Source organism: Polaromonas sp. (assembly GCF_031411155.1).
In the GTDB taxonomy this organism is placed as follows: Bacteria; Pseudomonadota; Gammaproteobacteria; order Burkholderiales; family Burkholderiaceae_C; genus Polaromonas.
Window position 1 is genome coordinate 1 of sequence record NZ_JANOAL010000300.1, and the last position, 14,956, is coordinate 14,956.

A 14,956-nucleotide genomic window follows, 5' to 3' on the forward strand; every position below is an offset into this window, starting at 1 on the left:
CTTGATGAACCAGTGCATCGTGCGTGTGGTCAGCACGAAGATGCTTTGCAGGCCAGCGGCACGGGCGCGCTGCTCGATGCGCTTCAACACCTTTTCGCCATCGCCCTGGCCCTGGCTTTGCGGCGACACGGTCAGCGCGGCCATTTCGGCGGTTTTGGCTTCGGGATAGGGGTAGAGCGCGGCGCAGGCAAAGATCACGCCGTCATGCTCGATGATGGTGTAGTGGTCGGCATCGCGCTCAATCTCGGTGCGGTCGCGCTTGACCAGGGTGCCGTCTTTTTCAAACGGTTCAATCAGCTGCAGGATGCCGCCGACATCGTCGGGCGTGGCTTCGCGCAGGCTCTCTAACTTTTCATCAATCACCATGGTGCCTATGCCGTCGTGCACATAGATTTCCAGCAGCAGCGAGCCATCGACCGCGAACGGCAGGATGTGGCTGCGCTCCACGCCGGCCTTGCAGGCCTTGACGCAGTGCTGCAGGTAAAACCCGGTGTCCAGCGGTGTCAGGGCCGGCGCCACCGAGGCCAGCAGCTTCTCGGCGGCATCCAGCGGCAGTTCGGTGTCAATCGGGTTGTCTTCGACATCGGGCTGGTCGGGCTGGACGCGAATGCCCGGCGTCTCGGTCAAAAAGATCAGCTTGTCGGCCTGCAGGGCAATCGCCACCGAGGTCGCAACTTCTTCCATGTTCAGGTTAAAAGCCTCGCCCGTGGGCGAAAAACCAAATGGTGACAGCAGCACCATGGCGCCAAAATCCAGCGTCCGCGTAATGCCCGCCACATCCACCTTGCGCACCAGCCCCGAATGCTTGAAGTCGACCCCGTCCATGATGCCGACCGGCCGCGCCGTGATGAAGTTGCCCGAGATGACCCGTATCGTGGCGCCGGCCATGGGCGTGTTGGGCAGACCCTGGCTGAAGGCGGCCTCGATTTCGTAGCGCAGCTGGCCGGCGGCCTCCTGGGCGCAGTCGAGCGCGACCTCGTCGGTGATGCGCATGCCGTGCGAGTATTTGGCCGCATGGCCCTTGGCCAAAAGCTGCTCATTGACCTGCGGCCGAAAGCCGTGCACCAGCACGATCTTCACGCCCATGCTCTGGATCAGCGCCAGGTCTTGCGCAATGTGCTGCAGCTTGCCGGCGGCAATCGCCTCGCCGGCAATGCCCACCACAAAGGTTTTGCCGCGGTGCGTGTGGATGTAGGGCGCCACCGAGCGAAACCAGGGAACAAAGGTGAAATTGAAGACTGTGGACATGGTGCTTGGGCGGTGCAGTGGGCAGGGAAAGGCAGGGTCAGAACAGATAAGGGCGAAATTGCGGGACAGCCGGGTCGGGCGCTGGCAAAACCGGCTTGCGGGCTGGGATAATCCGCAATTCTCTACGAAGTTGCTGTTTTGTCCGTCAATCCCCTGAAAATTGAATTCCCTGAGTCGCTGCCGGTGTCGGGCAAGCGCGATGAAATCACCGAGGCGTTGCAGCGCCACCAGGTCATCATCGTCTGCGGCGAAACCGGCTCGGGCAAAACCACGCAGCTGCCCAAGATTGCACTGGCCATGGGCCGGGGCAAGCTCAATTACCCGCCCGGCCAGCGCGCCAAACTGATTGGCCACACCCAGCCGCGCCGGATTGCGGCCAGCAGCGTCGCCAAGCGGATTGCCGAAGAGCTCAAAACCCCGCTCGGCGAGGTGGTGGGCTACAAGGTGCGGTTTCAGGACCGGCTGAGCCGCGACGCCTCGGTCAAGCTGATGACCGACGGCATCTTGCTGGCCGAGACGCAGACCGACCCGCTGCTCAATGCCTACGACACGATCATCATTGACGAGGCGCACGAGCGCAGCCTGAACATCGACTTTTTGCTGGGCTATTTGCGCCAGCTGCTGCCGCGCCGGCCTGATTTGAAAGTGGTGATCACCTCGGCCACGATTGATGCGCAGCGTTTTGCAGATTATTTTGCATCCGCGCCAAGCGCGCCGCCGCCGGGCCGCCCCAAGGCAAGCGACGCCCCCTCGGGGGGCAGCGACGACGCGAAGCGCGGAGCGTGGGGGCACACAACTCCAGCGCCGGTCATCATGGTGTCGGGCCGCATGTTTCCGGTGGAGCAGCGCTGGCGGCCTTTTGAAGAGTCGCGTGACTACGATTTGAACGATGCGATTGCCGATGGCGTGGATGAGCTCTGGCAAAACCCGCACAGCGCCGGCGACATCCTGGTGTTTTTGCCGGGCGAGCGCGAGATTCGCGAAGCCGCCGACCATTTGCGCAAGCACCTGGCGCACCAGCCGCTGGTCCGCAACGCCGAAGTGCTGCCGCTGTTTGCCCGGCTGAGCCAGGCCGAGCAGGACCGCATCTTTGACGGCCACAGCGGCCGGCGCATCGTGCTGGCCACCAACGTGGCCGAGACCTCGCTCACCGTGCCGGGCATCCGCTACGTGATTGACGCAGGCACGGCGCGCGTCAAGCGCTACAGTTTCAGGAGCAAGGTGGAGCAGCTGATGGTCGAGCCGATCAGCCAGGCGGCCGCCAACCAGCGCGCCGGGCGTTGCGGCCGCGTGGCCGATGGCATTTGCCTGCGCCTGTACGACGAGCCCGATTTTTTGGGCCGGCAGCGCTTTACCGACCCCGAAATTTTGCGCAGCTCGCTGGCGGCGGTGATCTTGCGCATGAAAGCGCTGCACCTGGGAGCGATTGAAAACTTTGCCTTTATCGAACCGCCGCAGGGGCGCGCCATGGCCGACGGCTACCAGCTGCTGGCCGAGCTGGGCGCGGTCGATGACGACAACGAACTCACGCCCGTGGGCCGCACGCTGGCCAAGCTGCCGCTGGACCCGCGCGTGGGCCGCATGATTCTGGAGGCCAAGGACCGCGGCGCGCTCGATGAGGTGCTGGTGATTGCCAGCGCGCTCAGCGTGCAGGACGTGCGCGACCGCCCCATGGACAAGCAGGCGCAGGCCGACCAGGCCCATGCCAAGTTTGACGATGAAAAAAGCGAGTTTGTCGGGTATTTGAAGCTGTGGAAGTGGCTGGGCGACTCACGCGGTGGCCATGATGCGGTGCACAAGCTGACCAACCGCCAGTACGAAACCCTGCTGCGCGACAACTACATCAACATCCGCCGCGTGCGCGAGTGGCGCGATATTCATTCGCAGTTGCACAGCGTGGTGGGCGAGCAAGGCTGGCAGCTAAATAGCAAACCGGCCAGCTACGAGCAACTGCATTTGTCCATGCTGTGCGGCCTGCTCGGCAACCTGGGCCTCAAAAACGAGGAAGAAGACTGGTACCTGGGCGCGCGCGGCATCCGGTTTTACCGGCATCCCGGTGCCAAGCTCAGCAAAAAGCCGGGCCGCTGGATTGTGGCGGCCGAGCTGGTGGAAACCACGCGCCTGTTTGGCCGCGGCATCGCCAATATCGAGCCGCAGTGGGTGGAGCAGGTGGCCGGCCATCTTTTAAAGAAGCAGCTGCTCGACCCGCACTGGGAGAAAAAGGCCGCGCAGGTCACCGCACTGGAGCGCGCCACCTTATACGGCCTGGCCATCTACAACGGCCGGCGCGTCAACTTTGGCCGGGTCGATCCGGTGACGGCGCGCGAAATTTTCATCCGCGAAGCGCTGGTGGCGGGCAACTGGGACACCCAACTGCCGTTTCTGGCCGCCAACGAAAAGCTGATTGCCCAGGTGCAGGACATCGAGCACAAGGCGCGCCGGCAAGACGTGCTGGTCGATGAGGAACTGATTTACGCCTTTTACGACCAGCAGTTGCCGGCCAATGTGTGCAGTGGCGCGAGCTGCGAGGCCTGGTACAAGGACGAAGTCAAAAAGCAGCCCCAGCTTTTGCTGCTGACCCGTGAAGAGCTGATGCGCCACGAGGCCGCCGGCATCACCACCCAGGCCTTTCCCAAAACCCTGCGGCTGGGCGGTGTGGACTGCCTGGCGACTTACCTGCATGAGCCCGGTGACGCCAAAGACGGCGTGACGGTGGATCTGCCTTTGTTTGCGCTGAACCAGGTCAACGAGGAGCGCTGCGAGTGGCTGGTGCCCGGCATGCTCAAAGACAAGGTGCAGGCGTTGATCAAGACCTTGCACCAGCGCCCGCGCTCGCGGCTGGTGCCGCTGCCGGAGACGGCGGCGCGCATGGCCGCGGACCTGCTGCAGCCGGAAAAGTTTGGCACCGGTTCGTTGACGGATGCGGTGCTCAAACTGGTGCGCGATGCGACTTCGCTAGACGTCAAGCGCGGCGACATGAAGCTGGACATGCTGCCCGCGCACCTGTTCATGAACTTCCGGGTGCTGGACGAGCATGGCCGGCAGCTCGGCACCGGGCGCAACCTGGGCGCGCTCAAGGGCGAGCTGGGTTCGCAGGCGCGCGGCGCGTTTCAGGCGCTGGCAGGCCTGCGCACCCTGGTGGCGCCGGTAGCGGCCCAGCTTGCCGAAAACCCCGATTTCAACCCGAAAAATGCATCAAATAGGCCTGTAGCCCAATCAGTACAGGCGCAGGCAGCTCCTGAAAAGATAGCAATTAAAATCCCCGAACGCTACATCAGCTGGAGCTTTGGCGAGCTGCCGGAACTGATGGAAATCCGCAAGGGCGCGCAAACGCTGATTGGTTTCCCCGCACTGATTGACCTGGGTGATGCGGTGACGATTGAGGTGTTTGACGAGCCTGATGCGGCCGCTGCCAAACACCGCGCAGGTTTGCGGCGGCTGTTTTCGCTGCAGATCAAAGACGCGCTGAAATACCTGGAGAAAAACCTGCCCGATCTGCAGAAGATGGCCACCAGCTACATGCTGGTGGGCCGCGCCGCCGACCACACGGGCGGCGGCACGCTGGAAGAGCTGCGCTCGCAAATCATCGAGGTCGCGCTGGACCGTGCCTTCTTGCTGGACCCGCTGCCGACCGACGAAGCCGGGTTTAAAAAGCGGGTGGACGACGGCCGTGGCCGGCTGACCCTGATTGCCAGCGAAGTGGCGCGCCTGGCGGCCGGCATTCTGACCGAGTTTGGGGTCGCCCAGCGCAAGATCAAGGACAGCAAAAACGCCGCCGAGGCGGCGCTGGATGCCGCCCAGCAATTGCAGCGCCTGGTGCCCAAACGGTTTTTGACCGTGACGCCGTACCCGCAGTTGCAGCACTTTGCGCGCTACCTCAAGGCGATCACGCTGCGGCTGGAAAAATGGCGCGGCGACCCGGCGCGCGACGCGGCCCGCATGGCCGAACTGCGGCCGCTGGAGCAGCGCTACTGGCGTCTGGTGGCCGAGCGCAAGGGCGCCAGCGATGCGCGCATGCAGGAGTTTCGCTGGTTGCTCGAAGAATTGCGGGTCAGCTTCTTTGCGCAGGAGCTGCGCACGCCGCAGCCGGTGAGCGTGAAGCGGCTGGACAAGGCCTGGGCGCAGATCAATAGCTGACGCCAAGAGAAAGGGCCTTGCCGACTATCAACCGGCAAGGCCCTTTTTACGCTAAGCCAACGGCCAGACTAGATGCGTCCCATCAGCAGCAAAACGACCAGAATGAGAACCACCAGGCCGATACCGCCACTGGGGCCGTAACCCCAGCTTCTACTGTGGCCCCAGGTGGGCAGGGCACCGACCAGGATAAGAATCAGAACGATGAGCAGGATGAGCGAGATGGACATTGAAGGACTCCTAGTTATGTGCCTTGATTCTTGCCCAGTGCCGGGCGCCGTCAAGCAGGAAGGGAGCGCATTCAATCGTCAGGGGGCGCCTACAGTCTTTTTACAGCCTGGCCAGCCGTTCCAGCGCGGCATGCAGCGTTTCATCCTTCTTGGCAAAGCAAAAGCGCACCACGCGCTGATCGAAACCATCGCCATAAAACGCCGACAGCGGAATGGCCGCCACGCCGATCTCGCTGGTCAGCCATTTGCAAAAATCCGCTTCGCCCAGGTCGCTGACTTCTGAAATATCCACGCATTGAAAGTAGCTGCCCTCGCTGGGCAGCAGCTTGAAGCGGGTCCTGGCCAGGCCAGCGCGGAACAGGTCGCGCTTGCGCTGGTAAAAGGCGGGCAGGCTCAGATACGGCTGCGCATCGGCCATGTAGGCGGCCAGACCGTGCTGCACCGGGGTGTTGACGGTGAACACATTGAACTGGTGCACCTTGCGGAACTCGGCCGTCAGCGCCGCTGGCGCCGCCACATAGCCGACCTTCCAGCCGGTGACGTGGTAAGTCTTGCCAAAGCTGCTGACGATGAAGGCGCGCGCCGCCAGGCCGGCAAAGCGGCTCGCGCTCTGGTGCACGCGGCCCTGGTCGGCGTCGAACACCATGTGTTCGTAGACCTCGTCGCTGATCAGCAGGATGTCGGTGGGCGCCAGCAGTTCCTGTAGCCTGAGCATGTCGGCTTGCGTCCACACGGTGGCGCTCGGGTTGTGCGGCGAGTTGATGATGATGGCGCGGGTTTGGGTCGTGATGGCCGCCGCGATTTTGTCAAAGTCGGGGCGAAAGCTGCCGGGCGTCAGCGGCACGCGCACCACCGTGCCGCCGGCCAGCTCGACATTGGGCACATAGCTGTCGTAGCAGGGCTCCAGCACAATCACTTCGTCGCCGGGATGCACCACGGCCAGAATGACGGTGATGATGGCCTGGGTGGCACCAGCGGTGATGGTGATCTCGCTGTTGGCGTCGTAGTGGTGGCCATGGAGCTTGTCGACCTTGGCGGCAATGGCCTGGCGCAACGCCGGCACGCCGGGCATGGGCGGGTACTGGTTCAGGCCTTGCGCCATGGCGTCCGTCACCGCCGTCACCAGCCTGGGGTCGCACGCAAAATCCGGAAAGCCCTGGCCCAGGTTGACGGCACCTTTCTCATGGGCCAGCGTGGACATGACGGTAAAAATGGTGGTGCCGACGGTGGGCAGCTTGGATTTGACGTGAGGCGTGCGTGGAATGGTTGTGCTCATGCTCATGGACGGATTTCTCGGTTGCGACTGTCTGATCAAGCGGCCGCTAGCGGCGCCCCCTTAAGGGGGAGGCGGCCGCAGGACGCTTCGGGGGTGGATTAAATTTCGTAGTCGTTGACGCGGCCGGCCATGGCCTTGGTGATCAGGGCGCGGTCCAGCTTGTCGCTGAGCAGCTCGGCAAATTTATAGACAAAGTTTCGCAGGTAGGCGCTGCGCTTGAAGGCCACACGCGCCACATTCACGCCAAACAGCGCACCGGCGGGGATGGCCACCAGGTCGCTGTTGCTGCCGTCGTCCCTGATCGCCATTTCGGCCACAATGCCCACGCCCAGCCCCAGCCGCACGTAGGTCTTGATGACGTCGGAGTCAATCGCCTCCAGCGCAATGCGCGGGTGCAGGCGCTTGGCGGCAAAAGCGTGGTCGATCTTGGTGCGGCCGGTAAACGAAGGGTGGTAGGTAATCAGCGGCTCCAGCGCCAGGTCTTCCAGGCTGATGTTTTCTTTCTGAGCCAGCGGATGATCGATCGGCAAGACCAGTTTGTGCTGCCATTCGTAGCAGGGCAGGGTCACCAGTTCGTCGTACTGGGTCAGCGATTCGGTGGCAATGCCAATCTCGGCCACTTCGTCAATCACCATGCGCGCCACCTGGTCGGGCGAGCCCTGGTGCAGACTGACATTGACCTTGGGAAAGGCTTCGCGCAGCCTGGCCACCGGCTGCGGCAGCACATAGCGGGCCTGGGTGTGGGTGGTGGCAATCGACAGGGTGCCGCTGTCCTGGGCCGAGAACTGCTCGCCGATGCGGCGCAAATTGCCCACCTCGCGCATGATGAGTTCTATGCTTTTAAGCACATGCGCGCCCGGTTCGGTGACGCGCTTGAGCCGCTTGCCGTGGCGGGCAAAAATCTCCACGCCCAATTCTTCCTCAAGCTCGATGATGGCTTTGGACACGCCGGGTTGCGAGGTGTGCAGGGCGCGGGCGGTTTCGGTCAGGTTCAGGTTGCGCCGCACGGCCTCTTGAACAAAGCGAAATTGGTGTAGGTTCATATCAGATCGAGGCTAATTGTTCGCTTTATTATGCCCTTTGTACGCTAAGGAAAGACGGGGTTGGACAAGGCAATATCCGCCAGCAGGACCGTCAACCGGGAAAATTCGCCGGCGCTGGGCAGGAGTTCAATCGTCACGTCGGGATGGGCGGCGCGGATCTGCCCGACCAGCACCGGCAAATCCTCCCTTGCATGCTTTCCAACCCCTAGAAAAAGCGGGAATACCCTTATTCGACGTGTGCCGGCAGCTATTAAATTGGTAGCAGCTTCGGACAGCGAAGGCGCGCAGAGTTCGAGGTAAGCACAGCAGACCCGTGTTTCGGGCTCACGGCTGCGTATCAGGGCGGCAACAGCCTCCATCGGCTCGCGCCACAGTGGGTCGCGCGAGCCGTGGGCGAACAGGACGATGCCGCGAGTCGATGGGGTCATGATGAGTTGGGGTGAGGCGGTCGAATTGGGGGTCAGCGCTTGAACACCAGCCAGCCAAACGCGCCCAGCGAGACGGCCATGTACAGCAGCCCTGGCGTGGCGGCCGCCAGCCAGGGCTGCCAGTTGCGCAGGTTGCCAATGTAGCCAAACACGTTGTTTAGCAGGAAAAAGCTGATGCCAATCATGACGCCGGCAAACACATAGCTGGCAATGCCGCCCGAGCGAAAGTGCAGGTAGGCAAAGGGCAGGGCCAGCATCACCATCACCAGGCAACTGAGCGGGTAAAACACCTTTTTCCAGAATTCGATCTCATAGCGCTGGGCCGTCTGCCCATTCGCATCAAGATGGCGGATGTAGCTAAAGAGGTCCACGGTGCCCATGCGGTCGGGCTTGAGCAGCGCCACGGACACCATTTCAGCGCTGATCTCGGTGGGCCAGCGAAAGCTGTCCAGCGTGGTCCGGTTGACCCGGGCCGATTCAGCCGGCTTGCCCGTTGCGGGGGCCTTGCTTTCCGACACCTCAAACTCCGCGCGGGTGGCCTGTTGCAACTGCCAGGCATCATCCTTGCCAAACTGCGCCACGGGCGCCTGCGTGGTCGACACCACCAGGCCATTGCTGTTGAATTCAAAGATCTGCACGCCCTTCATTTCGTTGTTGGGCGTCAGGGTTTTGACGTTGACCACGTAGGTGTTGTAGGCCTGTTTCTCTTTCAGCCAAGCGCCGGTCTGGCCGACGGTGATCCGGCTTTGGTACCTGGCCTTGAGCAACTGGGCGGCCCGCTCGCTGGCGGGGGCCACATAGTCACCCACCGCAAAGCTGAACAGCACAAACACGGCACCCAGTGCCAGCAACAGCCGCAGCGCACGCCAGGGACCGAGACCGCTGGTGCGCAAAATCGTGTATTCGGAACTTTGCGCCAGCCGCGCCATCACAAAAATGGTGCCTATCAGCACCGAAATCGGGAGCAGTTCATACAGGTGATTGGGAATCAGCAAGGCTACGTAAAGCAGGGCGTGGCTGATGCGGTAAACATCGTCGGCGGCCGAAAGCCCATTGTTTTTGCCCAGGTACTGCAGTTCATCGACCAGGTCAAAAAACGAAAACAGGGCCAGAAAGCCCAGGGTAACCAGGGCGATGGCGATCAGCACTTCGCCATAGATCAGGCGGCGTATGGTTTTCATGGGCGGCTTTCGGTAACCGTGGCGGTGCGGCGCCCCCCAGTGGCGGCAGGTCTGAGCACCCAGTTGTAATGCCGCTTGGCCAGCCAGCCCAGCCCAAGGATCAGCACGCCGCCGTGCAGCGCCAGCAACAGACTGCCGAAACCAATCAGGCCGACAAAAATCCAGCTTTGCCCCAGATTGATGAAGTTGTTGTAAACCACAAAAGTCAGCAGGACAAAAATCATGTTGCTGCTGCGCCCGCCACGCGGGTTCACGCTGGACAGCGCAACCGCCAGAATGACAAAATTGAGCGATGCCAGCGCCAGGCCCAGACGCCACGCCAGCTCGCCCCGATTGCTGGGCGTGGGTGCATTGATCAGGGCACGTGTCGACAACAGCTTGGCTTCAGGGGCGTTGGCCGTCAGCGGGTCGGAGTCACCGGTTTTGGTGCCGTACTCCTCAAACTCGCTGATCTTGAGGGACTTTTCCCCGATGACGTTCTCCAGCCGCTGGCCGTTTTCGAGCATTAAAAACTGGGCATCGCCCTGCGTTTCAATGCGGCCGGAGCGCGCGGTGGTGATGGAGCTTTTGCCTTTTTCGGTGGCCGCGATGAATACATTGTTGCTGGTCTGTTCGCCATGGGTGGTGCGGTCAATGAAAAACACCCGGTTGCCGCTGGACGACTCCTGGAACTGGCCCGGCGCGACCCGGTCCAGGTCGCCACGCTGCTCGTAACGGCTTTGCATGTTTTTGGTCTGCTGGTTGGCCCACGGCCATACAAACAGCGCGGTCAGCGAGATCACCAGCAACACCGGCCAGGCAAAGCGAAACACGGGCTTAAGAAAACCGGCAAGGCCCTGGCCGCTGGTGAACCAGACCACCATTTCACTGTCGCGGTACATGCGCGACAGCGTACTGACCATGGCGATAAAGAGCGACAAGGTCAAAATGGTGGGCATGCGGCCCAAGGCCGAGTAGGCCATGAAGAGCATCACGTCCTGGGGATCGACGAAGCCGCGTGAGGCTTGGCCCAGGGTGCGGATCAGCACGATCGTCATCACGATGGTGATCAGCACCACCAGAGTGGCGCCAAAACTGCGGGCCAGCTCTTTGCGTATCGAAGATTGGAATAACATTGACTGAAAATTTGCCTTTACCGGTTACCTGGTTTTCTTGTTGTTGTTTTATCGGCCAAATCCTGAATTATGAACTTTGAACTCAAATCCCTGACCCGCGCGCGCGCCTGTGGCGAAAAATGCGATGCCCTGATTGTGCCCATCCCGCAGGCGCTGAGCGGGGGCGATGATCCGCTGACGGCGCTCGCTTCGCTGGCGCTTAAAGCGGGGGACTTTGAGGCCAAGCCCGGCAAACTGCTTGCTGCCTATCGCACCACCGGTATTGCGGCAACCCGGGTCTTGCTGGTGGGTGCGGGTGATGCGGGGCCGAAAAACCTGCGCACGGCGCTGCTGGCGGCCGTGGCGGCCCTGAAAACCAGCAATGCCAGGCGCGTGGTGATTTGCCTCGATGCCGTGAACGACTTGCACCCCGATGCAGTGCGGGCCGTGATGGTGGCCTGCAGCGATGCGGTTTATACCTACGTCACCACCAAACCCAAGGCGAGCCAGGTCAAGCTGCAGCATGTGGTGGTGGGTGTGCCGGATGTGGCCGGCGCCAGGGCCGGTTTTGACAAGGCCGCGGCGCTGGTCAAAGGCCTTGAATTTGCCAAGGAATGGGCGAATCGCCCGGCCAACCACGCCACGCCCGCCCTGCTGGCGGGCGCGGCGAAAGATCTGGCCCGGCTGCGCAGCATCAAGGCCGAGGTGCTGGGGCCGAAAGAGGTTGCCAAACTTGGCATGGGCGCATTCATGGCGGTGGCCCAGGGCTCGGCGGAACCGCTGCGGTTTATCGTGCTGCGTTATGAGGGCGCGGCCAAGTCGGTGGCCCCCGTGGTGCTGGTCGGCAAGGGCATTACCTTTGACACCGGCGGCATCTCGATCAAGCCTGCGGCCGAGATGGATGAAATGAAGTTTGACATGTGCGGCGCGGCCAGCGTGCTGGGCACTTTCCGGGCGCTGGCCGAGCTGCAGCCCACGCTGAATGTGGTCGGGCTGATCCCGGCCTGCGAAAACATGCCCAGTGACCGCGCCGTCAAGCCGGGCGATGTGGTGACCAGCATGAGCGGGCAAACCATTGAAATCCTGAACACCGATGCGGAAGGGCGCCTCGTGCTGTGTGACGCGCTGAGCTATGCGGAGCGCTTCAAGCCCAGCGCCGTGGTGGACATTGCGACGCTGACGGGCGCCTGCGTGGTGGCCCTGGGCGGCGTGCGAAGCGGCCTGTTTTCTTCCGACGACAACCTGGCCCAGGCACTGGCCGAGGCCGGCGATTCGTCGCTGGACCTGTGCTGGCGGATGCCACTGGACGAGGACTATGCGGAAGGTCTTAAATCGAATTTTGCGGATGTGGCCAATGTGGCAGGCCGGGCCGGCGGCGCGGTGACCGCCGCCAAGTTTTTGCAGCGTTTCACCGCCAGCTTTCCCTGGGCGCACCTGGACATTGCGGGAACCGCCTGGAAAAGCGGCGCCGCCAAAGGTGCGACCGGCAGGCCGGTGCCTTTGCTGCTGGACTACCTGCTGGGCCAGGTGTCCGCAGCACAGCCGGCGGGGGCGCGCAAGGCTGCGCCCAAACCAGCGTCCAAAACCGCGCCGGTGAAACGAAGCAAACCGACGGCCAAAACGCGCGCCTGAAGCCAGCATGACCGAAATCGCCTTTCACACCAACGTGGCTGACCCGCTGATTTACAGTTGCCGATTGCTGCGCAAGGCCTACATGAGCGGTGCCCGGGTGGTGGTGACGGCGCCCGCAGAAACCCTGGCCCGGCTGGACCGGGAACTGTGGAGCTTCTCGGCCACGGATTTTGTGCCGCACTGCCACGCCGGTGCCGAGGCGCAGGTGTTAAGCCGCTCGCCCGTGGTGCTGGCCGAATCCCTTGAACAGCTGCCCCACTTGGGTGTTCTGGTGAATCTGGGGCAGGAGGTGCCGGCTGGATTTGAGCGGTTTGAGCGCTTTTTCGAGGTGGTTCCGCAGCAGGAAGAAGGGCGGCTGGCAGGCCGCAGGCGATGGAAGCACTACCAGGCCAGGGGTTACACGCTCAAGCTTCATGACGCCGCCGCACCACCGACAGGGGGCGGCTGATGAGCGCTCCGGGGCCACCGCGCTTTGTTCCAACGCTGACCGAGATCGTCCAGCCTGCGCCTACACCTGGTGCGGAGCCTGTGGCCCAGGCCACGCCTCTGGGTGACCTGCCGGCCGGACTGGAGTCCCGGATCGTGCAGCGCGTGTTGCAGCGGCTGGACCTGAGCCTGGAGCGGCGCCTGCGTGAAGTGGTGGGGCAACTGATTCTGGAGCAGACACAGAGCCTGCTACCCCGTCTGCGCGAAGAGATTGAGAACGTCGTCAGCCAGTCTGTGAGCCAGGCCATGGAACTTGAAAGCCTGAACAGCCAAATCGAGCAGAAAAAAAATACCTGATCCGGCGCCAGCAAATCGATCGGTGCCACCCGTCGGGAATCCGCGTCCCTCGGGCCTGCTGCGGGCGCGCATTAGTCAGATTGCTTATCGGGTAAACCCCCTTATCGGAATTAACCTAGGGACGTTGCTAATGTGCGGGCCCAGAAATTGCGATATGTTCTGCCCCGTTGAGTTAAAAATAATTGTTCTCAACCTTTAACGGTAATTTCCTAATCGGAGTGTTTTTATGCAAATGAAATTAAAACTGACAGTAGTGGCCGCTCTCGCAACTCTGGCCGGCATGGCCTCGGCCCAGGATGTCGTGGTCAAGATCGGCCACGTCGCCCCTATGTCGGGTTCGCAGGCTCACTACGGAAAAGACAATGAAAACGGCGCGCGCATGGCTGTTGAAGACCTGAACACGCAGAACGTCGTCATTGGCGGCAAGAAAATCAAGTTTGAACTGCTTGCAGAAGATGACGCTGCCGATCCAAAACAGGGCACCGCTGCAGCACAAAAACTGTGCGACTCCAAAGTTGCTGGTGTGGTCGGTCACCTGAATTCGGGAACCACTATTCCTGCATCGAAGGTTTACAACGATTGCGGCATTCCCCACATCACGGGTGCAGCAACCAACCCCAACCTGACCAAGCCAGGTTACAAAACCACTTACCGCATCATCGCCAATGACCTGGCGCTGGGTGCTGGTCTGGCCTTCTACGCAGCGGACGCGCTGAAACTGAAAAAAGTCGCCATTATTGATGACCGTACTGCTTACGGCCAGGGTGTTGCCGAAGTGTTCAAAAAGACGGCCCTGACAAAAGGCATGACCGTGGTGGACGAGCAGTTCACCACCGACAAAGCGACCGACTTCATGGCCATTTTGACCGCCATTAAAGCCAAAAATCCTGACGCCATTTTCTTCGGTGGCATGGACCCGCAAGGCGGCCCCATGTTGCGTCAGATGGAACAGCTAGGCATGGGCAACGTCAAGTACTTTGGCGGTGATGGCATTTGCACGGCTGAACTCGCCAAACTGGCTGCAGGCGCAAAAACCATCGGCAACGTAGTTTGCGCTGAAGGCGGTGCTTCCCTGGCGAAAATGCCTGGTGGCGAAGCCTGGAAAAAGCGTTACGACGCCAAGTACCCCGGCCAGTTCCAGGTTTACAGCCCATACACCTATGACGCCACCTTCGTTTTGGTGGACGCCATGAAGCGTGCCAATTCGACCGATCCAAAAGTCTACACCCCGGAGTTGATCAAAACCAACTACAAAGGTGTCACGACCACCATCGCTTTCGAACCCAACGGTGAGTTGAAAAACCCGGCCATCACCTTGTATGTCTACAAAGACGGCAAGAAGTCTGCCCTGAACTAAGCCGTTCAACAGCAAAAAATGCCACCGCAAGGTGGCTTTTTTTTGGCCGGCACGAATCTGATGAAGCATGATTCGGGCACAAAAAAGCCCAGACTGGCTGGGCTTTCAGGAGTTTTTATCACCGTGCTGGAAACTCACGGCAACTGTACTTTTTGGCGGAAGAGGCGGGATTCGAACCCGCGGTGGGTATAACCCCACGCACGCTTTCCAGGCGTGTGACTTAAACCGCTCATCCACCCTTCCGCGAAGCCTTGCATTGTAGCAGTGCCGGGGCGATTGCCCCCTGGAAATTTGCACCCAAAGTCTGGCGTTTAGTGGTGGATTCCCTGAAACCGGTTTTTTTCCAGTTGGGCCAGGGTGACGAACTGCAGGGCGCTGACATGCGTGGACTCCAGAATCACCGGAGGTGCCTTGCCGGCCTCCAGCGCCTCGCGCCAGCGGTTGGCACACAGGCACCAGCGGTCACCCGGCTTGAGGCCGGCAAAGCGGTGCCGGGGCAGCGGCGTGACCAGGTCATTGCCGCGCGCCGATGAGAACGCCAGAAACTCGG

At 61.6% G+C, this 14,956-nt stretch carries 13 protein-coding genes and 1 tRNA gene; 5 read left to right on the forward strand and 9 right to left on the reverse strand.

The window, feature by feature from the left end; all coding sequences use genetic code 11:
• Nucleotides 1-1,248: amino-acid N-acetyltransferase (gene argA, locus RMO23_RS17630; protein WP_309684104.1), on the reverse strand; the 1,248-nt coding region annotated here is incomplete at its 3' end.
• A 138-nt stretch (nt 1,249-1,386) separates the two neighbouring features.
• On the opposite strand from argA, the gene hrpA reads away from it, so the two are divergent.
• Nucleotides 1,387-5,385, forward strand: coding sequence for an ATP-dependent RNA helicase HrpA (gene hrpA, locus RMO23_RS17635; protein WP_309684105.1), 3,999 nt, complete (start codon nt 1,387-1,389; stop codon nt 5,383-5,385).
• Nucleotides 5,386-5,453: 68 nt separating this feature from the next.
• On the opposite strand, the gene RMO23_RS17640 is transcribed toward hrpA, so the two are convergent.
• From RMO23_RS17640 to lptF, 6 genes are all read right to left on the reverse strand, one after another.
• Nucleotides 5,454-5,612, reverse strand: a complete 159-nt coding sequence (locus tag RMO23_RS17640) for a DUF3309 family protein (RefSeq protein WP_106447573.1) — start codon at nt 5,610-5,612, stop codon at nt 5,454-5,456.
• Between the two features lie 100 nt (nt 5,613-5,712).
• Complete coding sequence (locus tag RMO23_RS17645; protein WP_309684126.1) at nt 5,713-6,888, reverse strand: pyridoxal phosphate-dependent aminotransferase; 1,176 nt, start codon at nt 6,886-6,888, stop codon at nt 5,713-5,715.
• 98 nt (nt 6,889-6,986) lie between these two features.
• On the reverse strand, nt 6,987-7,931 hold the full coding sequence (locus tag RMO23_RS17650; protein ID WP_309684111.1) for a CysB family HTH-type transcriptional regulator: 945 nt from the start codon (nt 7,929-7,931) through the stop codon (nt 6,987-6,989).
• Nucleotides 7,932-7,975: 44 nt separating this feature from the next.
• Entirely contained in the window at nt 7,976-8,359 is a 384-nt protein-coding gene (locus RMO23_RS17655) for a CbiX/SirB N-terminal domain-containing protein (RefSeq protein WP_309684113.1), read from the reverse strand.
• A gap of 32 nt (nt 8,360-8,391) precedes the next feature.
• A complete protein-coding gene (gene lptG, locus RMO23_RS17660) occupies nt 8,392-9,540 on the reverse strand; it encodes an LPS export ABC transporter permease LptG (protein ID WP_309684114.1) in 1,149 nt (382 codons plus the stop codon).
• Nucleotides 9,537-10,655: an LPS export ABC transporter permease LptF gene (gene lptF / locus RMO23_RS17665; protein WP_309684115.1), complete on the reverse strand. Its 1,119-nt coding sequence runs from the start codon at nt 10,653-10,655 to the stop codon at nt 9,537-9,539. Before lptF ends, lptG begins: the two co-directional genes overlap by 4 nt.
• 69 nt (nt 10,656-10,724) lie before the next feature.
• On the opposite strand from lptF, the gene RMO23_RS17670 reads away from it, so the two are divergent.
• From RMO23_RS17670 to RMO23_RS17685, 4 genes are all read left to right on the forward strand, one after another.
• Nucleotides 10,725-12,266, forward strand: a complete 1,542-nt coding sequence (locus RMO23_RS17670; protein WP_309684116.1) for a leucyl aminopeptidase — start codon at nt 10,725-10,727, stop codon at nt 12,264-12,266.
• A gap of 7 nt (nt 12,267-12,273) precedes the next feature.
• The gene (locus RMO23_RS17675) at nt 12,274-12,714 is read left to right on the forward strand and encodes a DNA polymerase III subunit chi (protein WP_309684118.1); all 441 of its coding nucleotides are present in this window, start codon (nt 12,274-12,276) and stop codon (nt 12,712-12,714) included.
• Nucleotides 12,714-13,049 (forward strand): hypothetical protein, encoded by a 336-nt coding sequence (locus tag RMO23_RS17680; RefSeq protein ID WP_309684120.1) that lies wholly within the window; start codon nt 12,714-12,716, stop codon nt 13,047-13,049. The genes RMO23_RS17675 and RMO23_RS17680 overlap by 1 nt, the downstream gene beginning before the upstream one ends.
• 226 nt (nt 13,050-13,275) lie before the next feature.
• Complete coding sequence (locus RMO23_RS17685) at nt 13,276-14,406, forward strand: branched-chain amino acid ABC transporter substrate-binding protein (protein WP_309684122.1); 1,131 nt, start codon at nt 13,276-13,278, stop codon at nt 14,404-14,406.
• A 153-nt stretch (nt 14,407-14,559) separates the two neighbouring features.
• On the opposite strand, the gene RMO23_RS17690 is transcribed toward RMO23_RS17685, so the two are convergent.
• Both RMO23_RS17690 and RMO23_RS17695 read right to left on the reverse strand, forming a co-directional pair.
• A tRNA-Ser gene (locus RMO23_RS17690) sits at nt 14,560-14,649 on the reverse strand.
• Between the two features lie 68 nt (nt 14,650-14,717).
• Nucleotides 14,718-14,956 (reverse strand): DUF2237 domain-containing protein (locus RMO23_RS17695; protein WP_309684124.1); only part of this gene is annotated, 239 nt, incomplete at its 5' end.

Bases quoted from the DNA above. Each gene is read 5' to 3' on its own strand.
- lptF (WP_309684115.1), bottom strand. From the start codon at position 10,655: ATGTTATTCCAATCTTCGATACGCAAAGAGCTGGCCCGCAGTTTTGGC.
- RMO23_RS17655 (WP_309684113.1), bottom strand. From the start codon at position 8,359: ATGACCCCATCGACTCGCGGCATCGTCCTGTTCGCCCACGGCTCGCGC.
- RMO23_RS17680 (WP_309684120.1), top strand. From the start codon at position 12,714: ATGAGCGCTCCGGGGCCACCGCGCTTTGTTCCAACGCTGACCGAGATC.
- lptG (WP_309684114.1), bottom strand. From the start codon at position 9,540: ATGAAAACCATACGCCGCCTGATCTATGGCGAAGTGCTGATCGCCATC.
- RMO23_RS17670 (WP_309684116.1), top strand. From the start codon at position 10,725: ATGAACTTTGAACTCAAATCCCTGACCCGCGCGCGCGCCTGTGGCGAA.
- RMO23_RS17650 (WP_309684111.1), bottom strand. From the start codon at position 7,931: ATGAACCTACACCAATTTCGCTTTGTTCAAGAGGCCGTGCGGCGCAAC.
- RMO23_RS17685 (WP_309684122.1), top strand. From the start codon at position 13,276: ATGCAAATGAAATTAAAACTGACAGTAGTGGCCGCTCTCGCAACTCTG.
- RMO23_RS17640 (WP_106447573.1), bottom strand. From the start codon at position 5,612: ATGTCCATCTCGCTCATCCTGCTCATCGTTCTGATTCTTATCCTGGTC.
- RMO23_RS17675 (WP_309684118.1), top strand. From the start codon at position 12,274: ATGACCGAAATCGCCTTTCACACCAACGTGGCTGACCCGCTGATTTAC.
- RMO23_RS17645 (WP_309684126.1), bottom strand. From the start codon at position 6,888: ATGAGCACAACCATTCCACGCACGCCTCACGTCAAATCCAAGCTGCCC.